A 22,979-nucleotide genomic window follows, 5' to 3' on the forward strand; every position below is an offset into this window, starting at 1 on the left:
CCTCAGGAAAGGTATGGCCCAGTGACGCACGCAACCACCCGCCGCGCGGGGATCCGCCGCACCGCCCTCGTCGCGGGCGCGTTCCTCGCCCTGGCCACGGCCACGGGCACCGCCCAGGCCTCCGTCTCCGCCGCCGACCGGCCCACCTCGGGCCCGCGCATCGCGGCGGCACCCTCCAACTGTCCGAAGTACTACTTCTGCGGCTACAAGAGCACGAACTACCGGAACCTGTCGTTCAAGTTCAAGGACTGCTACATGCAGGCAATCCCCACCGACCTGATCAGCGGGGGTTCCTGGTACAACAACCAGTCGCGGGGCACCAAGGCCAAGATGTACGACTACAACAAGCACCTCGTCTACACGACCCCTGGCGCCCCCTATGGCGACCCGTCCGGCGACTGGAGCGGCGTCTGGTACGTCGACGCCTGCTGACCTGCCGTCACCATGCCGGGAGGCGGCCCCCACCGGGGCCGCCTCCTTCCTGGTCAGGCGTCCTTGAACTCCGTGGTGCCGTCCTGCCGAGCGGGTTGGAGGTCTCGCGGTTCTTGCCCTTGTCCCAGAGTCAGGCGCCCAGCGCCCTCGAGACGGTGTAGATCACCAGCCCGGCCAGGGCGCCGACCACGGTGCCGTTGATCCGGATGAACTGCAGATCCCGGCCGATATGCGCCTCGATCTTCCGCGAGGTGTGCTCCGCGTCCCAGCCGGCCACCGTCTCGGTGATCAGCGAGGTGATCTCGTCCCGATAGGTCGTCACCACATAGACGGCGGCGTCCTCCAGCCAGCCGTCGACCTTGCCGCGCAGCCGCCGGTCCGTCACCATCCGCGTACCCAGCGACAGAATCGCCGCCCGCGCCCGCTGCCGCAGCTCGCTGTGCTCGTCCTCGGCCGCAGAGACGATCAGCGACCGCACCGACGCCCAGGCCGAGGCGATCAGGTCCTGCACCTCGTCGCGCCCCAGCACCTCGGCCTTCAGCCGCTCCACCCGGGCCCGGGTGTCCGTGTCGGACTGGAGATCGACGGCGAAGTCGGCGAGGAAGCGGTCGACGGCGCCACGCGCCGGATGGTCCGGCATATCACGCATCTCGGTCACGAACCGCAGCAGTTCCTTGTAGACGCGCTCGCCCACCTTGCGGTCCACGAACCGCGGCGTCCAGCCGGGCGCGCCACCGGTCACCGCCTCCATGACCGAGTCGTTGTGCTCGGCCAGCCAGTCATGGGCGCGCAGACACACCAGGTCGACGGCGCGCCGGTGGCCGCCGTCCGCGACGACGCGCTCCAGCAGCTTGCCGAGGCCCGGCGCGATCTCCTGGGTCTCCGCGCGGCGGGTGATCGCCTCGCCCACCACCGCCTGCACATCGGAGTCGCGCAGCACCGTGAGCGCGCCACGCAGCGCGGTCGCCAGTTCGGCGGTTACCCGGTCGGCGTGTGCGGGTTCGGCCAGCCAGGCGCCGAGCCGGCTGCCGATGCCGACCGCGCGCAGTCGCAGCCGTACGACATCGCCGGACAGGAAGTTCTCCCCGACGAACTCCCCGAGACTCACCCCGAGCTGGTCCTTCTTCGTCGGGATGATCGCCGTGTGCGGAATGGGCAGCCCCATCGGCCGCCGGAACAGCGCGGTGACCGCGAACCAGTCGGCCAGCGCGCCGACCATGCCCGCCTCGGCCGCCGCGGCGACATAGCCGCTCCAGCCGCCCGCCCCGGCGGTCCGCCCCCAGGCGGCGAGGGCGTAGACGAGGGCGACGGCGAGCAGCAGGCCGGTGGCGAGCACCTTCATCCCGCGCACGCCGCGCCGCCGTTCCTGGTCAAGGGGGGTTTCGGCGGAGAAACCGCCCGCCGCGCCCGACGGCGGCGCGGGCGGCGTGCCCGCCGTGTCACCCATGGTTGTCCGGTCCATACGCTCCACCCGCTCGAGCCGTCCCCTTATGCATTGTCTCTTTCCTGTCTCACTCGCCCACTTGTGGAACGAATGGCGAGTTCCCGTCGTCTGTCCGGGGGAGCGACCCTGCACACTGGGAGCAGGCCGACGGGCGGACCCGTACCACGCCATGGGATCATGGGAGACCGACCGGACCGCATCGGCGCTGCTGAAGCACTCGCAGTTCCCGTCAACTCTCGGAGCCTCGGGCTCCGTCCGCCCGAGGAGAAATCCCCCCATGAGCGTGTCCCCTATGCCCAGACGCACGGGTTATGCCGTGCTCGCTGCGCTGGCGGCCGTGGTGATCCTCGTCTCGACCGCGATATTCATCGGGGTCGGCGGCGGCAAGAGCGACAAGGACGAGAGCGCACAGGGCACCCGCGGCTCCGCCGCCCCGGCCTCGGCCGGGTCCTGGATCGGTACCTGGTCCACCTCGGCCGCCGCGGCCGAGCCGAACACGCTCCGCGGCCTGTCGGGCATGTCGATACGGAACGTCGTCCACACCAGCATCGGCGGCACCGGGGCCCGGATCCAGCTGTCCAACTTCTACAGCACGCGCCCGCTGACGATCACGCACGCCTCGATGGCTCTGGCCGCGGCCCCCAGCAACCCGACCGCGGCAGCCGGCACCATGCGCCGGCTGACCTTCGACAACCGCCCGTGGGTGACCATCCCGCCGGGCGGGGCGGCCACCAGCGACCCGGTGCGGCTCACCGTCCCGGACGCCGCCGATCTGCTGGTCACCACCTACACCCCGCAGCCGTCCGGCTCGGTCACCTACCATCCGCACGCCCGCCAGACCTCGTATCTGGCGCGCGGCGACCGTACGGAGGACACCGCCGGCGCGGCGTACACCGAGCAGAGCCCGTACTGGCGCTATCTGACCGCCGTGGACGTGTGGTCCAAGGAGGCGCAGGGCGCGGTCGCCGTGCTCGGCGACTCGATCACCGACGGCATCACCTCCACCGCCGGGGCCAACCACCGGTGGACCGACTTCCTCGCCGAGCGGCTGCGCACCGAGCCCGGGGCGCCCCGCTTCGGCGTGCTCAACCAGGGGATCAGCGGCAACCGGGTGCTCAGCGACGGCACCCAGTTCCCGCCCAACAACCCCAGCGCACTGTCCCGCTTCAACCGCGATGTGCTCTCCCGTACGGGAGTGAAGGCCGTGATCATCGAGCTGGGCGTCAACGACATACTGCGCATTCCGCATGTCACCGACCCGAACAAGATCGTGTCCGGGCTCAAGCGGCTGACCGAGCAGGCCCATGCCCGCGGCCTGAGGGTCATCGGGTCCACCGTGACGCCGTTCTACGGCCACCGGGGCTACACCCCCCAGCTCGACGCCGTCCGCGAGCAGATCAACACGCAGATCCGCGCCGGAAGGGTGTTCGACGAGGTCGTGGACTTCGACAGGGCGCTGCGCGACCCGATCAGCCCGCTGCGGCTGCGCCCGACGTACGACTCGGGCGACCATCTGCACCCGAGCGACGAGGGTTACCGGACGATGGCGCGGGCGCTGGACCTGCACGACCTGCGGGGCACCGCGGCGGCGACACTGTAGGCCCGCCGGCCCTCCGCGGACCTCCCACGGCTCCGCTGTTCATCGACAACGCTGATGGCCTCGACGCCCTCACATCGGCGGACGAGGCGGATCACCCTAAGCGGATGCGGTGAAGTTCGCCGCTGATCCCTCGCCGTTCGGCCTCGCCGAGGGCTTGGACGCCGAGAAGGATCAGCACTTGACTTCGCCGTAACCGCTTAGTCGCCCCTAGTCGCCCCTAGTCCCATCCTTCGCACGTCGCTGGATTGAGTGGCGTCCACCGCGAAAAGGCCCGGTCACACTAGTGATGCAGGTCACGTTTCTGCCATGTCACAGGGCGGCGGGCTGCCTCGTCTCGGGTGTGTAGCCACTCACGAGCACGGAGGAACACACCATGGACGCGCGACTGGACTTCATGGCCGAGCCGAGCACCGGCAAGGCCCTCAAATACCTGATGTCGGCGGGCAAGGCGCTCAGGGACACAGCGCTGCCGATCACCACGCAGGAGCTCGTGTCGGTGCGAGTGAGCCAGATCAACGGCTGTGCCGCCTGCCTCGACATGCACACCAAGGAGGCCCTCGCCGTCGGCGAGGACCCGGTGCGGCTAGGTCTGGTGGCGGCGTGGCGGGAAGCCACGGTCTTCACCGACGCCGAGCGGGCTGCGCTGGAGCTGGCCGAGGAGGGAACCCGGCTCGCGGACGCGGCCCACGGCGTCAGCGACGAGGTGTGGGCGAACGCCGCCAAGCACTACGACCAGCAGCAGCTTGCCGCCCTGGTGCTGCTGGTCGGCTTCATGAACCTGGCGAACCGGATGAACATCATCACCCGGCAGCCCGGGGGCGACTACCAGCCCGGGAACTGGCACTGAAGCACGGAGGCTACGGAAGCGACTGCGAAGTCGCGGATATCCGTAGCCGACCGGCCAGCGGGACGTACGCTGACCGGTCGGCGGGCCGAATGATCACCGGACGGCTGGAAAGGGGTCAGGTTGTGGGCAGGGTCGAGGAGTTCGCAGAACTGCGACCGCTGTTGTTCTCGATCGCCTACCGGATCCTGGGCAGTGTCAGTGAGGCCGAGGACGCGGTTCAGGAGACCTGGCTGCGCTTCGAGGCCGGCCCGACGCAGCCCAGGTCGACCAAGTCCTTCCTGTCGGCCGTGGTCACCCGGATCTCGATCGACGTGCTGCGCTCGGCGCGCGTCCGGCGGGAGGAGTACGTCGGGCCGTGGTTCCCGGAGCCGCTGCTCGCCGATCCCTACGAGGACCCGGCGCGCTCGGCCGAGCTGGCCGACTCGGTGTCGACGGCGGCCCTGTTGCTGCTGGAGCGGCTCAGTCCGCTGGAGCGCGCGGTCTTCGTGCTGCGCGAGGTGTTCGACTTCGGCTTCTCCGAGGTCGCCTCGGCGGTCGGGCGATCGGAGGACGCGTGCCGCCAGCTCACGGTGCGGGCCCGCCGGCACATGAGCGCGGGCCGGCCACGCTTCGAAGCCGACCGCAAGGAGCGCGAGGAGCTCGCGGGCCGGTTCTTCGACGCGCTGCGCGAGGGCGACGTCGACGGCCTGCAGCAGCTGCTCGCCGCCGACGTCTCCATGGTCGGCGACGCCGGTGGCAAGGCCCCGCAGCTGGCCAGGGCGATCATCGGCGCCGAGAAGGTGGCCCGGCTGCTGGCCGCTGTCTTCCCGGCGATGGCCCGCATCGACGTCACCACCGAGCCCCACGCGATCAACGGTCGGCCCGGTGCGATCTTCCGCGACAGGGACGGCAAGGTCCTGCACACCCTGGGGCTCGATGTGCTCGACGGGCAGATCCAGACGATCCGCCTGGTGCTCAACCCCGACAAGCTGGGTCACGTCGGCCCCGTCGCGGACGCCTGGGCGGTCTCCCGCGAGCTGAAGGAGTCACGTCGACCCGCGGAATGACTGCGGACCGGGTCGGCCTCAGGCGTGGTCGAACCAGGCGACCGCGGTCCCGGCGGGGCGTCAGTCCGCGGTCGCCACCACTCCACCGGGCTGGGCGGGTCGACCTCGGATGCCGCAGGTGGCGCTGCAGGACGAGGTGCGCGACGCGGTCGCGGACGCCGTGCGGCACGAGACAGTGAGCAGGTCGGGATCAAGCTCCATGACCTCCTTGACCGCCCAGGTCCGCGCCCAGTCCTCCACACGGACCAGAGGCCGGGGGCTGGTGAGCCGGTTGGCGACCAGGGCCTCGATCACCTCGCCGTGCGTGGCCAGCGCCAGATCGCGCACCGGACACAGCCCATCGACGGTCTGGGCCACCTGCAGTCGATGCAGAAACTCCGCGACCACGGGACCATGGGCAGAGCGCCCAGACGCTTGGTCACCACCTGGGTCACTACCGCGCGCACACGCAGCGGGGCACGCTCACGCCGGACAGCGACACGGCGGGCAGGAGGCGGAGTCATCAACATGCTCAGACAACACCGACACCCCGCCCACCGGCACGGCCCACCAGCGGATTCAACCGATACCGCTACGTGCGGAGGATGGGCCTAGTCGCGCAGCTCACCGCGGTCGCGGCGGGCGGCGCGCAGCCGCTCGCGGCGCTCCCCCCGCACCCGGCGCCGCTCCGCCTTCAGCCGCTTGTGCTCCTCCTTGCGCAGCTTGCGCTCGACGCTGACCCCGCCGAAGAGCGCGAGGCCGGTGACGGCCACACGCGGCGCGCCCGGCTCGCCGTCGGCGGTACCCGAGTGGTCGAAGCCGCCCATGATGCCGATGCCACCGACATGCGTCTCGACGTCCGGCGGCACGATGACGTTGACCCCGCCCATGAGGGCGAAGCAGCGGATCACCGTCTCCCGGCCCTCGAAACGGGCCTCCCGCAGATCGATCTCGCCGCCGCCCATAAGCGCGAAGGCGGTGAAGTTCCGCGGGGCGGTCCAGGTGCCCTTGCGCTGGAAACCGCCGAGGATCGCGATCCCCACCCGGGACGTCGGCGTGCCACCGATCCGCTGCCGCCAGCCGGTGCGGGCCGCGGCGGACGCGGGCAGCGGGTCGGGGGCGGCCGAGCCGGGCACCGGAAGGTCCCGTACCAGCGGCTCCAACTGGGCGTGGGTGCGCGCCTTGTACGCCGCCTCCAGCCGCTCCTCGAACTCCTCCATGTCCAGGCGGCCCTCGGCGAGGGCCTCGCGCAGCGCCTCGGCGACACGCTCCCGCTCGGCGTCGGAGGCCCGCATCTGGGCGTCGCCGGGAAGGTCGGGGCTCGCCCCGGGGGAAGAACCAGCGCTCGTCATACGGACAGACTAACGGCGGTCGCCCGCCCTGGGCCGTCTCACATCCCCGGCTGCCGCGAGAACAGCATTCTGGCGATGACGTCCTCGATGTCCGGCTCACGCACCGACAGATCCACCAGCGGACAGCCGGCGGCCACCGCCGCGACGATCGGCGCCGCGCTGCTGGTCGCCGGGAACGCCAGCCACTGCCGGGGCCCTTCGACCTTCACCGTCCGCGCGCCGGGAATCTCGATGGGCGGCATCTCCCGTTCCAGATCGACCACCAGGGTGCGCTCGCTCTCGCCCACCGCGTGCAGCCCGTCGAGACCGCCGTCGTAGACCAGCCGGCCGTGGTCGATGACCATCACCCGCTTGCAGAGCTGCTCGATATCGGTCAGATCGTGGGTGGTGAGCAGCACGGTGGTGCCCCGCTCGGCGTTCACCTCGCGCAGGAACTCCCGCACCTTGGCCTTGCTGACCACATCGAGCCCGATCGTCGGCTCGTCGAGGTAGAGCACCTCGGGGTCGTGCAGCAGGGCGGCCGCGATATCGCCGCGCATCCGCTGGCCGAGCGAGAGCTGACGGACCGGCACCTCCAGCAGCGCGCCAAGGTTGAGCAGTTCGACGCAGCGGTCCAGATTCTCCCGGTAACGGTCGTCCGGGATCCGGTACATCCGCCGCACCAGCGCGTACGAATCGCGCAGCGGCAGATCCCACCACAGGGTCGTCCGCTGTCCGAAGACCACCCCGATCCGGCGCGCGAGCCGCGTCCGCTCACGCGAGGGGTCGATGCCGGCGACCCGCAGCCGCCCGCCGCTGGGCACCAGGATCCCGGTCAGCATCTTGATGGTGGTGGACTTCCCCGCGCCGTTCGGGCCGATGTAGCCGACCATCTCGCCGCGCGTCACCCGGAAGCTGATGCCGTCCACGGCGCGCACCTCGCGCCGCTCACGGCGCAGCAGCCCGGCCCTGCGCCGCACCTCGAACACCTTCTCGACGCCGTCGAGTTCGATGAGATCATCCATATCGCGGTCCCCTCAGCTTCCCGTGGACTGATACGCCCGCAGCCCCGCCCGCCACGCCAGCCCCGCCACCGCGCAGCAGCCGAGCGCGACCAGCGGGGCGGCGAAGCCGATCCACCCCGGCAGCCCCAGCGGATTCGGCCGGCCCAGGATGTGCAGGGCGGGCAGCCAGTTGACGAAGGCCAGCGGGATGACGAAGGTGACGCCGCGCAGCACCTCCTTGCCGAAGACCGTCGGCGGATACTCCAGCAGGGTGGTCCCGCCGAAGGTGAAGGCGTTCTGCACCTCGGTGGCGTCCTTGGCCCAGAACTGGAAGGCGCCACCGAGCACGAACAGTGCCCCGAAGATCGCCCCGCCGCTGAGCAGCATCACCGGCACCAGCGCCACCCGGTCCACCGTCCAGTCGATGTCTATGTGCGTCAGTGACCAGCAGAGCAGCACCGTCCCCTGGCCGGCCCGGCCGAGCCGGCGCAGCGCGAAGCGGTCGGCGGCGACCTGGGCGAGGATCGGCACCGGCCGCACCAGCAGGGTGTCCAGCGTCCCGTCCCGCACCCGCAGTCCCAGCCGGCCCACATTGCCGAGCACCAGATCGGCGAGGCCGAAGGCGGTGCTGGTGGTCCCGTAGAGAAAGGCCACCTCGGCGAGGGTGAAGCCGCCGAGCGCATCGATGTGGGAGAACATCAGCGCGATCGCCACGAAATCCAGCCCCGTCCCCACGAAGTTGCCCACGGTCATGAGCAGGAAGGAGGTGCGATACGCCATCGTGGAACGCACCCACATCGCCACGATCAGGGCGTAGGCGCGCAATCCCTGATACACGCCGGCCACGGCGGAGTCAGCCACCTTGGACGACCACCTTCCGGGTGGCGGCCGACTGCAGCACACGCCCGGCCGCGAACAGCGCCACCGCCCACCCCGTCTGGAACGCGAAGGCCGCCAGCAGCCCCGGGCCCCGGCGCTCCTCCAGGAAGACGTCCGCGGGCACCTGGAGTATCGCCGCCCACGGCAGCGCGCGGGCCGTCTCGCCGAGCTGCCCGGGGAACACATTGAGCGGCAGGATCATCCCCGAGAAGAAGAGACACAGCAGGCCGCTCATCATGGCCAGTCCCGACGCGTCGAGCAGCCAGAAGGCGGCGAGCGCGACCAGATAGCGCACCGCGAAGCCGACGCAGACACCGAGCGTCACGGACAGCAGAAACCACAGCCAGGTCACCGGGGCGTCGGGCAGGTCGAGGTCGAAGACGAGCGCGCCGCAGGCCATTGGCGCGATACCGCGCCCGAGCAGCTGGAACAGGGCCCGGCCGAGCTCCCCGGCCAGCCACCACAGCTGGAGATCGACGGGGCGGTAGAGATCGACGGCGATGTCGCCGGAGCGGATGCGCTCCTGAAGCTCGTCCTGGAAGCCGCCGCCCATCAGCGCGGCGGCGGCGAGAAGCGCCTGGCCGAGCCAGACGAAGGTCAGCGCCTGGGAGAGGTCGTAGCCGCCGAGATGCGGCCGCTCGTCCCATAACGCCGTGTAGGTGTAGGCGAGGATGAAGCCGAAGACGGTGTTGGTGAACACCCCGGCCACGGTGGCGACCCGATACGTCGCATAGCGTTTGAACCCGCTCACCGCGACGGCCACGTACAGCCGCATTCGCCCGCCTCTCCCTCCACGCCAAAGCACAGGAGCCTAGTCCCAGGGCTGAGGAGACGGCCAAGCATTATTCACCGGATGGTGTGAGGGAAATCATTCATTCGGCCGGTCACAGACCAGTCACGGGTGCGCGCCACGACCCCGGCCCGGAACGGATGATGCGACAGTGTTTTCTGGGGCGTACGACGCGAATCGCCCGACCGTGTACGATTCCGCCGCGGCGCAACCCTCGACGGCGGCCGAGGAGTCTCAGGAGACATGAGCGACGAGCCCCAGCTGATCGACGGCGACGCCGCCGGAACGGGCGACCGGCACCACACCCACAGCACAGACGGCGACACCCCCACCACCCACGGCATGGACGGCGTGGTCGGCATGGACCGCGCGGACGGGAAACCCGCCAAGGGCGGAACGGGCCGGCCCCGCCGCACCGGCTGGCACCGCCTCCTCCCCACCTGGCGCATGCTGCTCGGCGGCTTTCTGCTCATCGTCCTGCTGGTCGCCGGCGGGCTCGTCACCGGCTATCTGCTCGTCGACATCCCCGCGGCCAACAAGGCCGCCCTCGCCCAGAGCAATGTCTTCCTCTACTCCGACGGCTCCCCGCTGGCCCGCGAGGGCCAGGTCAACCGGGAGAACGTCCAGCTCAGCCAGGTGCCCAAGCGCACCCAGCACGCGGTGCTCGCGGCCGAGGACCGGGACTTCTACTCCGAGTCCGCCATCAACCCCGAGGCGATGGTCCGCGCCGCCTGGAACACCGCCACCGGCAAGGGCAAGCAGTCCGGCTCCACCATCACCCAGCAGTATGTGAAGAACTACTACCTGGACCAGGAGCAGACGGTCAGCCGCAAGATGAAGGAGTTCTTCATCGCGATCAAGCTGGACCGCGAGGTGAGCAAGGACAAGATCCTCGAGGGCTACCTCAACACCAGCTACTTCGGGCGCAACGCCTACGGAATCCAGGCCGCCGCCCAGGCCTACTACGGCAAGGACATCGGCGAGCTCAACACCGCCCAGAGCGCCTATCTGGCGACCCTCCTCAACGCCCCCAGCGCGTACGACATCGTCTCCCATCCGCAGAACAAGCGGCAGGCGGTGGCCCGCTGGCACTACGTACTCGACGGCATGGTCAAGAAGGGCTGGCTGAGCCGGGCCGAGCGCAACAGGATGACCTTCCCCGCGCCCTCCGACGCAAAGGCACCCTCCGGCATGTCCGGGCAGCGCGGCTATCTCGTCGAGGCGGTCGAGGACTACCTCACCAGCAACGGAATCATCGACGAACAGACCCTGGCACGCGGCGGCTACCGCATCACCACCACGATCAGCAAGAAGAAGCAGCACGCCTTCGCCGAGGCCGTGCGGGACCGGCTGATGAGCAAGCTCAGCAAGGACCGCAAGGTCGACCGGTACGTCCGGGCGGGCGGCGCCTCCATCGACCCCAGGACCGGGAAGGTGGTCGCCCTCTACGGCGGGATCGACTACACCAAGCAGTTCGTCAACAACGCGACCCGCCGTGACTACCAGGTGGGATCCACTTTCAAGCCATTTGTCTTCACCTCGGCGGTGCGCTATGGGGCCACCACCCAGGACGGACAGACCATCACCGCGGACACGCTCTACAACGGTGACAACAAGCGCGAGGTCATCGGCGCGGACGGCCCCACCGGCTACGCCCCCGCCAACGAGGACGACGTCGACTACGGCGACATCGACGTCACCACGGCCACCGACAACTCGGTGAACTCCGTGTACGCACAGATGGCCGAGGACGTGGGCCCCGCCAAGGTCAAGCGGACCGCCATCGACCTCGGCATCCCCGAGGACACCCCCGACCTGCACGCCTCCCCCTCCATCGCGCTCGGCCCCGCCACCGCCAGCGTGATGGACATGACCGAGGCATACGCGACCCTCGCCAACCACGGCGAGCACGGCAGGTACAGCCTGGTCGAAGAAGTCACCAAGGACGGAGCGCAGATCAAGCTCCCGGCCCGGGACAGCCGGCAGGCCATCCGCCGCAGCGCCGCCGACGCCACCACCTCGATACTGCAAAGCGTGGTCGACGGCGGCACCGGCACCGCCGCCCAGGCAGCCGAGCGCCCGGCGGCCGGCAAGACCGGCACCGCGGAGGAGGACAAGGCCGCCTGGTTCGCGGGCTACACCCCGGATCTGGCGACCGTGGTCGCCGTGATGGGCCAGGACTCCACCACGGGCGTACAGAAGTCGCTGTACGGGGCGACCGGCCTGGACCGCGTCAACGGCGGCGGCTACCCCGCCGAGATCTGGGCCCAGTACACCGCGGGCGCGCTGGACGGAAAGCCGCCGGCCGACTTCGACCTGCGGCTGGAGGACGGCACGGACACCCCGTACGAGCCGCCGTCCACCCCCGAGGCCCCCGCCACTCTGCCGCCGATCGTCACCACTCCCCCGGCCACGGTCCCGACGGACCCCACGCTCCCGACCGAGCCCACCTCCAGCCCGCCCACCGAACCCACGGAGGACGACCCGACGGCGACCCCGCCGACGGACGACTTCCCCACCGACGACCCCACCTTCGACCCCGGGGGGCCGGGCGGGGCGGGTGACCCGGAAGACCCCGGAGACCCCGGGAGCGGCTGACGCACGGCAGAGGGTGGTGACGCCGAAACGTCACCACCCTCTGCCGTATCTCTTCCGCCCTGAGGCGCTACAGGCACAGACCTCACCTACAGGTAAAGACCTGTGGAGTCCTCGGCACCCTCCAGCCGCTCCGCGGCCACCGCATGCAGATCGCGCTCCCGCATCAGCACATAGGCCACCCCGCGGACCTCGACCTCCGCCCGGTCCTCCGGGTCGTAGAGCACCCGGTCGCCCGGCTCCACGGTCCGCACGCTCTGCCCGACCGCGACCACCTCGGCCCAGGCCAGCCGCCTGCCGACCGCCGCGGTCGCCGGGATCACAATGCCGCCGGTCGACCGGCGCTCGCCCTCCGGAATATCGGTACGGACCAGCACACGGTCGTGCAGCATCCGGATGGGCAGCTTGTCATGGGACGTTTTCGCACTCACGTCATGACCGTACCTGGCCGGGCGCCGTACCGGCGCCTCAGGTCGGCCACAGCCCCGCGGGCCTGAGCGGATGCGGTGAAGTTCGCCGCTGATCCCTCGCCGTTCGGCCTGGCCGAGGGCTTGGACGCCGAGAAGGATCAGCACTTGACTTCGCCGTAACCGCTTAGCCCCGGCGCCGCCTGCCGCACCTCGAGGACCGCGCCGCCTTCGACGGCTTCGACGCCTTCGACGCCTTCGACGAGATCACCAGCAGACCGACCAGCCCCACCACGGCGAGCGCGACCGGCACGATCCGCTCCATCCGAGGCGCCCCGTCCTCCGACACCAACTGGCCGCGCACATTCGTGACCGCCCGGTTCACGGACACATACGCCCGCCCCGCGGTCCGGTCCACGGCCGACGCCGCCTTCGCCTTCGCATCCCCCATGAGCGTCTTCGGGTGCACCCGCACCCCGATCTCGTCGAGCGTCACGGCGAGCTCCTGCCGCCTACGGGCGATGTCCGCCTCGATCTGCGCAGGGGTCCTGGCATCCGACACCGCGCTGCCTCCGTCAGTCTCGATGATTCGTGATGGACAGTCTGTCAGCTCCCCCACTTCCCCGCCCCACGGCACCCCCGGCCGGGAAGCTGGCTAATGTCGGTATGTACCCCGAAGCCACGAGGAGCACCGATCATGAGCGAGCGACTGCAGCCCGGCGACACCGCCCCCGCCTTCACCCTCCCCGACGCGGACGGCAAGCAGGTATCGCTCGCCGACCACGCGGGCCGCAAGGTCATCGTCTACTTCTACCCCGCCGCCCTCACCGCCGGCTGCACCAAGCAGGCCTGCGACTTCACCGACAACCTGGAATTCCTCTCCGGCCACGGCTACGACGTCATCGGCATCTCCCCCGACAAGCCGGAGAAGCTCGCCAAGTTCCGCGACCAGGAGTCCTTGAAGGTCACCCTCCTCGCCGACCCCTCCAAGGAGGTCCTGGATTCCTACGGCGCCTTCGGCGAGAAGAAGCTCTACGGCAAGACGGTCACCGGCGTGATCCGCTCCACGGTCATCGTCGACGAGGAGGGCAAGGTCGAGCGCGCCCTGTACAACGTCAAGGCCACCGGCCACGTAGCCAAGATCATCAAGGACCTGGCCCTCTGAGCCACCCCCTCCCCCGACGGTCCCGCACCGGCTCGGTGCGGGACCTTTCGCATGGGGGTGCGTAACCACCCGGTAAGGAATTCGTCACTCAGTGCGAAGGTGCGACATGTGATCGCACAGGGGGAGGCTCATGACGGCCAGGTACACGGACCAGGCCCGCGAAGGGAACGATGTCCCATATCCGACGCCGCATCGTGACGGCCGGAATCGACGTCGGCCACATCCGATCGGTGGCACGCCTGCCGTACCCGACGACGGCAGGTCGCGGGCATCATGCGATCACGGACACGTGGTGCGGTCGGAACCGGCGAAGGCGGCGCCGTGCCGTCGCATAGCGCATATGCAAAGTGACCGGTCAGCGGTCCGCCCGCTACCATGTCTGACAGCTAGCGGCGGTGGCGCAGTGGCGACGCAGCAGACTTAGGATCTGTGGCCCGTGATAGGGCTTGAGGGTTCGAATCCCTTCCGCCGCACTGTGGACAGCCTGCGATTCGCAAGCGCGAGTCGCAGGCCGTCAACGGTACCCCTCAGTGCGGCGCTTACCCCAGCAGCTCGCGCACGATCGGCGCGATCGCCCGGAACGCCTTCCCCCGATGGCTGATGGCGTTCTTCTCCTCAGGGCTCAGCTCCGCGCAGGTCCGGGTCTCGCCCTCGGGCTGGAGGATGGGGTCGTAGCCGAAGCCTCCGCCGCCGACGGGTTCGCGACGGAGGGTGCCGGTGAGGCGGCCGGAGACTACGCGTTCGGTGCCGTCGGGGAGGGCGAGGGCGGCGGCGCATTCGAAGTGGGCCGCGCGGTGCTCGTCGGGGACGTCGGCGAGTTGGGCGAGCAGCAGGTCGAGGTTGGCGCGGTCGTTGCCGTGGCCGCCGGACCAGCGGGCGGAGAAGATGCCGGGGGCGCCGCCGAGGACGTCGACGCACAGGCCGGAGTCGTCGGCGATGGCAGGGTGGCCGGTGGCCCGGGCCAGGGCGTGGGCCTTGAGGAGGGCGTTTTCCTCGAAGGTCACGCCGGTTTCCGGGACGTCGGGGACTTCGGGATAGGCGTCGGCGCCGACGAGTTCGACGTCCAGGCCGGATTCGCCCAGGATCGACCGCAGCTCGGTGATCTTGTAGACGTTGCGGGTGGCGAGGATCAGACGGCGGGGGTGCGGGGGGTGTCCCTCAGAACGTTGCTGCATAACTCTCAATTATCAACGGAGGTCAGGGCGAGCAGACGTTGGTCAGCTCGCTCGCCGCGTCCCTGACCGGGGTCAGATCAGGGTTCTGGCCGCTGTCGACGGACTTCTGGACGTTGTCGACGGCCTTCTGGAGGTGGTCGACGGCCTTGCCGACGTCCGCGTTGTCGGTGCGGCCGCCCATCTTGTCGATGTCCTTGTCGAGGGCGTCGAGGATCTTGTCGGCGTCGTCGGGGTTGACGGCGGCGCCGGTCAGGGCGTCCTGGAGGTCGTCGACGTCGTTGGATATCTCGACGGCGAGCTGGGCGCAGTCGAGGGCCTTTTCGACGGCGCTGCAGCCGACGGTGATCGGCACCGCGAGCACGACGGCGGCCAGTGCGGTGACGGCGGTGGTGGTGCGGCGGCGGTGGTCGCTGTGGTGGTGGCGCGGCGCCATGGAACGGGTTCCCCTCCCCGGTGGACCGGCCGCGGGCGCGATGTGCGCGTCCGCGGCCGGATGTCCGTACGTGCGTGTGGTGGTACCTGACTAAACGCCAAGCGGCGCCCGCTGGTTGCCCGGAGAGCGATTGCCCACAGGGCCATGGCTCACAGGGCCGTTTCCAGCGCCGCGCGCTGGAGGCCGGCCAGCGCGCCGCAGCCCGCGACCGCGAGGTCCAGGAGTCCGTTGAGCTCGTCACGGGCGAAGGGCTCGCCCTCCGCGGTGCCCTGTACCTCGACGAAGCGGCCATCGCCGGTGCAGACGACGTTCATGTCGGTCTCGGCGCGCACGTCCTCCTCGTAGCAGAGGTCGAGCAGGGGGACGCCGCCGACGATGCCGACGCTGACGGCGGCGACGGTGCCGGTCAGCGGCTGCCGGTTGGCCTTGATCAGTTTCTTGGCCTGGGCCCAGCCGATGGCGTCGGCGAGGGCGACGTACGCGCCGGTGATGGCGGCGGTGCGGGTGCCGCCGTCGGCCTGGAGGACGTCGCAGTCCAGGACGATGGTGTTCTCGCCGAGCGCCTTGTAGTCGATGACGGCGCGCAGCGAGCGGCCGATGAGGCGGGAGATCTCGTGCGTACGGCCGCCGATCTTGCCGCGGACGGATTCGCGGTCGCCGCGGGTGTTGGTGGAGCGCGGCAGCATCGCGTACTCGGCGGTGACCCAGCCCTCGCCGCTGCCCTTGCGCCAGCGCGGCACACCCTCGGTGACGCTCGCGGTGCACAGGACGCGGGTGTCGCCGAAGGAGACGAGGACAGAGCCCTCGGCGTGCTTGCTCCATCCGCGCTCAATGGTCACGGGGCGGAGCTGGTCGGGGGTGCGGCCGTCGATACGAGACATGAGATGAGCCTATCGGCAACACGGAGGGCCCCGGTCCGGAGCTCAGGTTCTGGTGGTCGTTGCAACACCCCAGTTCAGGGGTGGCAATGGACTTCAAGATCCGGGAGGACCTGGACGCCGTCGCCGCCGAACTCAACAGCCGCCCACGCAAGACGCTCGGCTGGGAGACCCCAGCCGAGCGTCTGTCTGAACTGCTCGCGGCTTGATCAACTCACCACGTGTTGCGACGGCCCCTTGAATCCGCCGGAGGATCGGGGCCCTGGGCCATCGCCGTCCCGAGGGGGCGGCCGGTGGCCCAGCAAGTCACATCAGGTCTTCGATCTCGGCGGCGACGGGGTCCGCGTCGGTGCCGATGACGACCTGGATGGCGCTGCCCATCTTCACGACGCCATGCGCACCGGCGGCCTTCAGTGCGGCCTCGTCGACGAGGGAGGGGTCCTTGACCTCGGTGCGGAGCCGGGTGATGCAGCCCTCGACCTCAATGATGTTGTCGATACCGCCGAGTCCCGCGACGATCTTCTCAGCCTTGCTGGCCATGTCCACTCCTGTCGTCTCGCCAAGTGGTCTACACCATTATGCGGGTTGGGCGAACGGACGGCACCCGGACGCCCACTCGCACCCCCGGAGCGACAGTGGTTCAGACCACATGGAACGATAGATTCTCTTATCGGATCCCCACGTGCTACAACAGGTCTACACCACTTGTGGTGTAGACCACTACGCGGGCCACCCCCCTTTTCCGAGCGCCCGCCTCACCAGGAGGAATCCGATGAGTACGGCCACCGCCTCGGCGGCGCCCGCCCAGAAGCGGGGTGCCGGTCTGATCAAGGGTATGCAAAAGATCGGGCGCAGCCTCCAGCTGCCCGTCGCCGCCCTGCCCGCCGCGGGCATCCTGAGCCGCCTCGGCCAGGACGACGTCTTCGGCAAGACCGGACTCGGCTGGAACAAGCTCGCGGAGATCTTCGCCCATGCGGGCGGTGCCCTCTTCGACAACCTGGCCCTGCTCTTCTGCATCGGCGTGGCCATCGGCTTCGCGAAGAAGTCGGACGGCACCACGGCGTTCGCCGCCCTCGTCGGCTTCCTCGTCTACAAGAACGTGCTGACCGGCTTCGTCAGCGACGTGACCGGCAAGCCGGAGGACCCGGGCGTGCTCGGCGGCATCGTGGTGGGTCTGACCGCCGCCGTGCTGTGGGAGAAGTACCACCGCACCCGGCTCCCGGACTGGCTGGGCTTCTTCAGCGGCCGCCGCTTCATCCCGATCCTGATGTCCTTCGCGGGGCTGCTCTACGGCGTCGTCTTCGGCTATCTGTGGGGTCCGATCGGCGATGGCCTCAACAGCTTCTCCGAGTGGCTCTCGGCCAACGGCGCGGTCGGCTCCGGGATCTTCGGTGTGGTCAACCGGCTGCTGATCCCGGTCGGCATGCACATGCTGCTGAACTCGTTCGCCTGGTTCCAGTTCGGCGACTTTACCTCCGGCGGGCAGACCTGGCACGGTGACATCGCGCGCTACTTCCACGACGACCCGTCGGCCGGAATGTTCATGACCGGCTTCTTCCCGATCATGATGTTCGCGCTGCCGGCCGCCGGTCTGGCGATCGCCCACTGCGCCCGCCCCGAACGGCGCAAGGCCGTGATGGGCATGATGATCTCGGTCTCGCTGACGGCGTTCGTCACGGGTGTCACCGAGCCGATCGAGTTCTCGTTCATGTTCATCGCCCCCGTGCTCTACGGGATCCACGCGGTGCTGACCGGTGTGTCCATGGCGCTGACCTGGGCGCTCGGGATCCGCAGCGGCTTCACCTTCTCGGGCGGGCTCTTCGACTATCTGCTGGGGTGGTCGCACAGCGAGAAGGCGTGGCTGATCATCCCGATCGGGCTGGCGTTCAGCGTCGTGTACTACCTGCTGTTCCGCTTCGTGATCACAAAGTTCAACATCCCGACCCCGGGCCGCGAGCCGGAGGACACCCTGGACGACGCGGCGGCGACGGACGCCCAGAACGCCAGGAAGGCGGACACCAAGGCGACCGCCGCCAAGACCGCGGAGACCAGGACGGCGGAGACCAGGACCGCGGAGAGCAAGACGGCGGACGCCAAGAAGGGCTAGCGCCCGACCCCGTACGAACACGAAGCGCCGGGCTGGACGACCAGCCCGGCGCTTCGGCGTAACGGATGCCGCTAAGCGGTTACGGCGAAGTCAAGTGCTGATCCTTCTCGGCCTCCAAGCCCTCGGCCAGGCCGAACGGCGAGGGATCAGCGGCGAACTTCACCGCATCCGCTTAGACCTCGTAGACCGCGCCTGCCTTGGCCAGTTCCACCGGGCCGCCGAAGACCTGCTGGGCGTCGCGCTGGTTGATCTGGGGGTCCGTCCACGGCGGGATATGGGTCAGCACCAGCGCCCCGGCCCCTGCCCGGAGCGCGAGTTCGCCCGCCTGGCGGCCGTTGAGATGCAGTTCGGGGATGTCTTCCTTGCCGTGGGTGAAAGCCGCCTCACAGAGGAAGAGGTCGCTGCCCCGGGCCAGGTCCACCAGAGCCTCACAGGGGCCCGTGTCGCCGGAGTAGACCAGCGAGCGGCCGTCGTACTCGATGCGGAAGCCGAACGCCTCCACCGGGTGGCAGACCCGCTCGACGCGGATCGTGAAGGGGCCGACCTCCAGGTTCCCGGGGGCCAGGGTGCGGAAGTCGAAGACCTCGCGCATGGCCTTCTCGTCGGGCACGTCGTCGTACGCCTGGACGAGCCGCCGCTCGGTGTCCTCGGGTCCGTAGATCGGGATCGCCTCGGCGCGGCCTCCGTCGTGCCGGTAGTAGCGCGCGACGAAATACCCGCACATGTCGATGAAGTGATCGGGGTGGAGATGCGAGAGGAGCACGGCGTCGAGGTCGTAGAGACCGCAGTGGCGCTGCAGCTCGCCAAGGGCGCCATTGCCCATGTCGAGCAGCAGCCGGAAGCCGTCGGCCTCTACGAGGTAGCTCGAGCAGGCCGATTCCGCGGACGGGAACGACCCTGAGCATCCGACGACGGTGAGCTTCATGAAGCAGGAACCTCCTTGAGGGGTCCCCATGCCGAGGGCCATGGGCGGGTGCGGGGGGTCATGCGGTGCCCACGAGCGTAAGGCGCCGCGGCCCAGGCGGCTCCTCCACGGGCCCGCGTTGTGGGCGGAATCACCAGGACGGAGCCGGTCAGCGCCTGTTTCACGCCCCCCGCGGCGCCACTACGCCCAGAGCTGGCCGTGCAGCGTCTCGATCGCCTCCTCGGTGGTGGCCGCGGTGTAGACGCCGGTGGAGAGGTACTTCCAGCCACCGTCGGCGACGACGAAGACCACATCGGCGCTCTGGCCGGCCTTCACCGCCTTGCGGGCGACCCCGATCGCGGCGTGCAGCGCCGCGCCGGTCGAGACGCCCGCGAAGATGCCTTCCTGGGCGAGGAGTTCCCGGGTGCGGGCCACCGCGTCCTCGGAGCCGACGGAGAAGCGGGTGGTCAGGACGGACTCGTCGTACAGCTCGGGGACGAAGCCCTCGTCGAGATTGCGCAGCCCGTAGACGACGTCGTCGTAGCGGGGCTCGGCGGCGACGATCTGGACGTCCGGCTTGTTCTCGCGCAGGAAGCGGCCGACACCCATCAGGGTGCCGGTGGTGCCGAGGCCGGCTACGAAATGGGTGATGGAGGGGAGGTCGGCGAGGACCTCAGGGCCGGTGGTGGCGTAGTGGGCGCCCGCGTTGTCCGGGTTTCCGTACTGGTAGAGCATCACCCAGTCGGGGTGCTCGGCGCTGAGCTCCTTGGCCACCCGGACGGCCGTGTTGGAGCCCCCCGCCGCGGGCGAGGAGATGATCTCCGCGCCCCACATGGCGAGCAGCTGGCGCCGCTCCTCGCTGGTGTTCTCCGGCATGACGCACACGATGCGGTAGCCCTTGAGCTTGGCCGCCATGGCGAGCGAGATGCCGGTGTTGCCGGAGGTGGGTTCGAGGATGGTGCAGCCGGCGGTCAACCGGCCGTCCTTCTCGGCCTGTTCGATCATATGGAGCGCGGGGCGGTCCTTGATCGAACCGGTGGGGTTGCGGTCCTCCAGTTTGGCCCAGATCCGTACCTCCGCGGAGGGCGAGAGCCGCGGCAGCCGGACGAGCGGCGTATTGCCGACCGCTGCCAGGGGGCTGTCGTACCGCATCAGCGCATGCCGCCGGCGACCGCGGGGAGGATGGTCACGTTGTCGCCGTCCGAGAGCTTGGTGGAGATGCCGTCGAGGAAGCGGACGTCCTCGTCGTTCAGATAGACGTTGACGAAGCGGCGCAGCCCGCCGCCGTCGACCAGACGCTCCTGGATGCCGGTGTGCCGGGTCTCGAGGTCGGCGAAGAGCTCGGCGAGAGTGTTTCCGCTGCCCTCGACGGCCTTCTGACCGTCGGTGTAGGTGCGGAGGATGGTCGGGATGCGGACCTCGATGGCCATGTCTGGGCTCCTGTCGGAGAACGTCGGAGGACGGGGTGGAAGGCAGTCCCGGACGGGCTCCGGGAGGGCGGCCTCGGTGCGCACGGCGGCGCCGGGCGCGCAGCAGGGCGCCGCGATCAGGCCGCCGCGGCGCGACGCGGACACATCGCGCTGGCGAGCCGGCACAGGTCGACGTGGAGCCGCGCCACGAGCAGCATGCCCGGCGTCTTGTCGCTCACATCATCGAAAACCATGGAGTCATCGTATCGATTCCCGGACGGGACCCCGGAAGGCTGTCCCGTGATACGGACCAGTAGCGACCGACATCTGAGATGAGAGGACACTCGGCGCGGCTCAGTACGCCTCGACGACCTTGACCTCTTCCTCGGTGACCTCGCCCTCCACGATCCGGAAGGACCGGAACTCCACGGGCCCCTCGTCATTGCCGCACTCGGCGGTGGAGACCAGGACATAGTGCGCACCGGGCTCATTGGCGTAGGAGATGTCGGTGCGGGAGGGGTATGCCTCGGTCGCGGTGTGCGAGTGATAGATGACGACGGGCTCCTCGTCCCGGTCGTCCATCTCGCGGTAGAGCTTGAGGAGATCGCCCGAGTCGAATTCGTAGAAGGTGGGCGAGCGGGCCGCGTTCAGCATCGGGATGAACCGCTCGGGGCGGCCGCTTCCGACCGGGCCCGCGATGACGCCGCATGCCTCGTCGGGGTGGTCGGCGCGGGCGTGCGCGACGATCTGGTCGTGGAGGGCCTGGGTGATGGTCAGCATGAGGCACAGAATAGGAGGCGGGCTCCGGACAGTGGTCCGGAGCCCGCCTGGTGAGACATTGTGCCCAAAGCGTGGAAGCCGCGTCGGGGCGTCCCCTTACTTGCTGACGTACTCCCGCTCGCCCTCGGCACCGGCCCCGGCACCCGTCACCTGCGGGGTGCCGCCGCGGCTCTTGAGGACGAACCAGCCGATCACCAGGCAGACCGCCCAGCCCGCGCCGACGTAGAGGGACACCCGGGAGTCCTTGTCGTACGCGATCATTCCGGTCACCAGGAAGAGGAAGATCAGCGCGACCCAGCTGAAGGCGGAGCCGCCGGGGGCCGGGAAGGACGAGGCCGGGAGGCGGCCGGCGGTCACCGCGCGGCGGTACTGGATGTGGCTGATGAGGATCATCATCCAGGCCCAGATGCCCGCGGCCGTGGCGACCGAGGTGACGTAGGTGAACGCCTTCTCCGGAACGACGTAGTTGAGGACCACGCCGATACCCATCAGCAGCACGGAGACGGTGATGCCGATGGCCGGGGTCTTACGGGAGTTCAGCTTGCCGAAGACCCCGGGGGCCTCGCTGTTGGAGGCCAGGTCGCGCAGCATCCGGCCGGTGGAGTACATCCCGGAGTTACAGGAGGACAGGGCCGCGGTGAGGACGACGAAGTTGACGATGCCGGCCGCGAACGGGATGCCGATCTTCGAGAAGGCGTGCACGAAGGGGCTTTCGCCCGCCGAGAACTCGGTCCACTTGACGACCGCCAGCAGCACCAGCAGGGCACCCACATAGAAGATGAGGATGCGCCAGGGCAGCGTGTTGATCGCCTTGGGCAGGGTCTTCTCGGGGTCCTCGGACTCGCCCGCGGTGACGCCGACCAGCTCGACGGCGAGGTAGGCGAACATCACGCCCTGCAGGGTCATCAGGCTGTCGCCGATGCCGTTGGGGAAGACACCGCCGTGCGACCAGAGGTTGGAGGCGGCGGCGGTGTCACCGACGTCGGAGAAGCCGAGGGTGAGCACGCCCAGACCGATCACGATCATGCCGATGATCGCGGTGACCTTGACCATCGAGAACCAGAACTCGACCTCGCCGAAGATCTTCACCGAGATCAGATTGACCCCGAACAGCACCACCAGGAAGACCAGGGCACTGACCCACTGCGGGATCGTCGGGAACCAGAAGTGGACGTACATGGCGGCGGCGGTGAGCTCGGCCATGCCGGTCACCACCCACATCAGCCAGTACGTCCAGCCGGTGACATAGCCGAAGAACGGGCCGAGGAACTCACGGGCGTACTCCGCGAAGGACCCCGAGACGGGGCGGTACAGGAGCAGCTCGCCGAGCGCTCGCATGATGAAGAAGATGATGACGCCGGCGAGGGCGTACATCAGGATGATGCTGGGCCCCGCCTTGGCGATGTTCGCTCCGGCGCCCATGAACAGGCCGACGCCGATGGCGCCGCCGATGGCGATCATCTGGACCTGGCGACTGCCCAGGCCCCGCTCATACCCCTCTTCAGGAGCCGCTGAGGTCATGTTGCTGCGCCTTTCTCCCTGTGGCGGCTGGCGATCGTGAAGATTTACCACGGCCGCAACACTGATCCACCCCGTTGCGTGTGGGGCACGCCACAGGAAGAAGTGGACAAACGTTATCGGGTGTAACAAAAGGAACGAGCGCGGTGATGCGATCGTTATCCGGAGTTGAGCATCCTCTAAACGAACACTCAACGATCGCCACGCTGGGTGTTCACGGCATCAACCCGGCGATTACGGCATAAGGGTCTCGACG

25 protein-coding genes and 1 tRNA gene are annotated in these 22,979 nt (G+C 69.3%); 8 read left to right on the plus strand and 18 right to left on the minus strand.

Annotated elements, in window-relative coordinates:
- Positions 1–21: 21 nt before the first annotated feature.
- Positions 22–432: a hypothetical protein gene (locus ABZU99_RS20725; RefSeq protein WP_355953489.1), complete on the plus strand. Its 411-nt coding sequence runs from the start codon at positions 22–24 to the stop codon at positions 430–432.
- Positions 433–562: 130 nt separating this feature from the next.
- Here ABZU99_RS20725 and ABZU99_RS20730 read toward each other — a convergent pair whose 3' ends face one another.
- Positions 563–1,879 (minus strand): DUF445 domain-containing protein, encoded by a 1,317-nt coding sequence (locus ABZU99_RS20730; protein WP_356048764.1) that lies wholly within the window; start codon positions 1,877–1,879, stop codon positions 563–565.
- A 289-nt stretch (positions 1,880–2,168) separates the two neighbouring features.
- Between ABZU99_RS20730 and ABZU99_RS20735 the strand changes: the two genes are divergently transcribed.
- The 3 genes from ABZU99_RS20735 to ABZU99_RS20745 all read left to right on the plus strand — a co-directional run bounded on the left by ABZU99_RS20735 (position 2,169) and on the right by ABZU99_RS20745 (position 5,369).
- Positions 2,169–3,476 (plus strand): SGNH/GDSL hydrolase family protein, encoded by a 1,308-nt coding sequence (locus ABZU99_RS20735; RefSeq protein WP_356048762.1) that lies wholly within the window; start codon positions 2,169–2,171, stop codon positions 3,474–3,476.
- Between the two features lie 373 nt (positions 3,477–3,849).
- Positions 3,850–4,323, plus strand: coding sequence for a carboxymuconolactone decarboxylase family protein (locus tag ABZU99_RS20740; RefSeq protein WP_356048760.1), 474 nt, complete (start codon positions 3,850–3,852; stop codon positions 4,321–4,323).
- Positions 4,324–4,445: 122 nt separating this feature from the next.
- On the plus strand, positions 4,446–5,369 hold the full coding sequence (locus ABZU99_RS20745) for an RNA polymerase sigma-70 factor (protein WP_355953480.1): 924 nt from the start codon (positions 4,446–4,448) through the stop codon (positions 5,367–5,369).
- 60 nt (positions 5,370–5,429) lie between these two features.
- Here the strand turns inward: ABZU99_RS20745 and ABZU99_RS20750 are convergent, their stop codons facing one another.
- From ABZU99_RS20750 to ABZU99_RS20770, 5 genes are all read right to left on the minus strand, one after another.
- Positions 5,430–5,756 carry a DUF4277 domain-containing protein gene (locus tag ABZU99_RS20750; RefSeq protein WP_355953477.1) on the minus strand — a complete coding sequence of 109 codons (327 nt, stop codon included), beginning with the start codon at positions 5,754–5,756 and terminating at the stop codon, positions 5,430–5,432.
- 203 nt (positions 5,757–5,959) lie between these two features.
- Positions 5,960–6,700 carry a DUF1707 domain-containing protein gene (locus ABZU99_RS20755; RefSeq protein ID WP_355953475.1) on the minus strand — a complete coding sequence of 247 codons (741 nt, stop codon included), beginning with the start codon at positions 6,698–6,700 and terminating at the stop codon, positions 5,960–5,962.
- 38 nt (positions 6,701–6,738) lie between these two features.
- Complete coding sequence (locus ABZU99_RS20760) at positions 6,739–7,704, minus strand: ATP-binding cassette domain-containing protein (RefSeq protein ID WP_356048757.1); 966 nt, start codon at positions 7,702–7,704, stop codon at positions 6,739–6,741.
- A gap of 12 nt (positions 7,705–7,716) precedes the next feature.
- Positions 7,717–8,544, minus strand: coding sequence for an ABC transporter permease (locus tag ABZU99_RS20765; protein WP_355953469.1), 828 nt, complete (start codon positions 8,542–8,544; stop codon positions 7,717–7,719).
- Positions 8,537–9,337, minus strand: coding sequence for an ABC-2 family transporter protein (locus ABZU99_RS20770; protein WP_356048755.1), 801 nt, complete (start codon positions 9,335–9,337; stop codon positions 8,537–8,539). Before ABZU99_RS20770 ends, ABZU99_RS20765 begins: the two co-directional genes overlap by 8 nt.
- 258 nt (positions 9,338–9,595) lie before the next feature.
- Here ABZU99_RS20770 and ABZU99_RS20775 point away from each other — a divergent pair, with 258 nt between their 5' ends.
- On the plus strand, positions 9,596–11,950 hold the full coding sequence (locus ABZU99_RS20775) for a transglycosylase domain-containing protein (protein ID WP_355953463.1): 2,355 nt from the start codon (positions 9,596–9,598) through the stop codon (positions 11,948–11,950).
- Positions 11,951–12,036: 86 nt separating this feature from the next.
- On the opposite strand, the gene ABZU99_RS20780 is transcribed toward ABZU99_RS20775, so the two are convergent.
- Together ABZU99_RS20780 and ABZU99_RS20785 are read right to left on the minus strand one after the other, a co-directional pair.
- Positions 12,037–12,339 carry a co-chaperone GroES gene (locus tag ABZU99_RS20780; protein ID WP_049719557.1) on the minus strand — a complete coding sequence of 101 codons (303 nt, stop codon included), beginning with the start codon at positions 12,337–12,339 and terminating at the stop codon, positions 12,037–12,039.
- Positions 12,340–12,541: 202 nt separating this feature from the next.
- Positions 12,542–12,916 (minus strand): DUF3618 domain-containing protein, encoded by a 375-nt coding sequence (locus ABZU99_RS20785; protein ID WP_356048752.1) that lies wholly within the window; start codon positions 12,914–12,916, stop codon positions 12,542–12,544.
- Between the two features lie 135 nt (positions 12,917–13,051).
- Between ABZU99_RS20785 and bcp the strand changes: the two genes are divergently transcribed.
- Complete coding sequence (bcp, locus tag ABZU99_RS20790; RefSeq protein WP_356048750.1) at positions 13,052–13,519, plus strand: thioredoxin-dependent thiol peroxidase; 468 nt, start codon at positions 13,052–13,054, stop codon at positions 13,517–13,519.
- Between the two features lie 389 nt (positions 13,520–13,908).
- Positions 13,909–13,992: transfer RNA gene (locus ABZU99_RS20795), tRNA-Leu, on the plus strand.
- Positions 13,993–14,058: 66 nt separating this feature from the next.
- Here ABZU99_RS20795 and rdgB read toward each other — a convergent pair.
- The 4 genes from rdgB to ABZU99_RS20815 all read right to left on the minus strand — a co-directional run bounded on the left by rdgB (position 14,059) and on the right by ABZU99_RS20815 (position 16,551).
- Complete coding sequence (gene rdgB, locus ABZU99_RS20800; RefSeq protein WP_355945016.1) at positions 14,059–14,694, minus strand: RdgB/HAM1 family non-canonical purine NTP pyrophosphatase; 636 nt, start codon at positions 14,692–14,694, stop codon at positions 14,059–14,061.
- A gap of 22 nt (positions 14,695–14,716) precedes the next feature.
- On the minus strand, positions 14,717–15,127 hold the full coding sequence (locus ABZU99_RS20805; protein ID WP_356048748.1) for a hypothetical protein: 411 nt from the start codon (positions 15,125–15,127) through the stop codon (positions 14,717–14,719).
- Positions 15,128–15,276: 149 nt separating this feature from the next.
- Positions 15,277–16,008 carry a ribonuclease PH gene (rph, locus tag ABZU99_RS20810; protein WP_355945020.1) on the minus strand — a complete coding sequence of 244 codons (732 nt, stop codon included), beginning with the start codon at positions 16,006–16,008 and terminating at the stop codon, positions 15,277–15,279.
- 303 nt (positions 16,009–16,311) lie between these two features.
- Positions 16,312–16,551 carry a PTS glucose/sucrose transporter subunit IIB gene (locus ABZU99_RS20815; RefSeq protein ID WP_355857443.1) on the minus strand — a complete coding sequence of 80 codons (240 nt, stop codon included), beginning with the start codon at positions 16,549–16,551 and terminating at the stop codon, positions 16,312–16,314.
- Between the two features lie 226 nt (positions 16,552–16,777).
- Here ABZU99_RS20815 and ABZU99_RS20820 point away from each other — a divergent pair, with 226 nt between their 5' ends.
- Positions 16,778–18,112: a PTS transporter subunit EIIC gene (locus ABZU99_RS20820; RefSeq protein WP_356048745.1), complete on the plus strand. Its 1,335-nt coding sequence runs from the start codon at positions 16,778–16,780 to the stop codon at positions 18,110–18,112.
- 172 nt (positions 18,113–18,284) lie between these two features.
- Here the strand turns inward: ABZU99_RS20820 and ABZU99_RS20825 are convergent, their stop codons facing one another.
- The 6 genes from ABZU99_RS20825 to ABZU99_RS20850 all read right to left on the minus strand — a co-directional run bounded on the left by ABZU99_RS20825 (position 18,285) and on the right by ABZU99_RS20850 (position 22,726).
- Entirely contained in the window at positions 18,285–19,037 is a 753-nt protein-coding gene (locus tag ABZU99_RS20825; protein WP_355945024.1) for an MBL fold metallo-hydrolase, read from the minus strand.
- Positions 19,038–19,217: 180 nt separating this feature from the next.
- Positions 19,218–20,168, minus strand: coding sequence for a cysteine synthase (locus ABZU99_RS20830; RefSeq protein WP_355945026.1), 951 nt, complete (start codon positions 20,166–20,168; stop codon positions 19,218–19,220).
- Positions 20,168–20,446, minus strand: a complete 279-nt coding sequence (locus ABZU99_RS20835; RefSeq protein ID WP_355945028.1) for a MoaD/ThiS family protein — start codon at positions 20,444–20,446, stop codon at positions 20,168–20,170. The genes ABZU99_RS20830 and ABZU99_RS20835 overlap by 1 nt, the downstream gene beginning before the upstream one ends.
- A 116-nt stretch (positions 20,447–20,562) precedes the next feature.
- Positions 20,563–20,679, minus strand: a complete 117-nt coding sequence (locus tag ABZU99_RS20840; protein WP_355945030.1) for a putative leader peptide — start codon at positions 20,677–20,679, stop codon at positions 20,563–20,565.
- A gap of 100 nt (positions 20,680–20,779) precedes the next feature.
- Positions 20,780–21,205 carry a M67 family metallopeptidase gene (locus ABZU99_RS20845; RefSeq protein WP_355945031.1) on the minus strand — a complete coding sequence of 142 codons (426 nt, stop codon included), beginning with the start codon at positions 21,203–21,205 and terminating at the stop codon, positions 20,780–20,782.
- Positions 21,206–21,301: 96 nt separating this feature from the next.
- Positions 21,302–22,726 carry an amino acid permease gene (locus ABZU99_RS20850; RefSeq protein WP_356048742.1) on the minus strand — a complete coding sequence of 475 codons (1,425 nt, stop codon included), beginning with the start codon at positions 22,724–22,726 and terminating at the stop codon, positions 21,302–21,304.
- Between the last annotated feature and the right edge of the window lie 253 nt (positions 22,727–22,979).

This window comes from Streptomyces sp. NPDC005266, assembly GCF_040607655.1.
GTDB lineage: Bacteria > Actinomycetota > Actinomycetes > Streptomycetales > Streptomycetaceae > Streptomyces.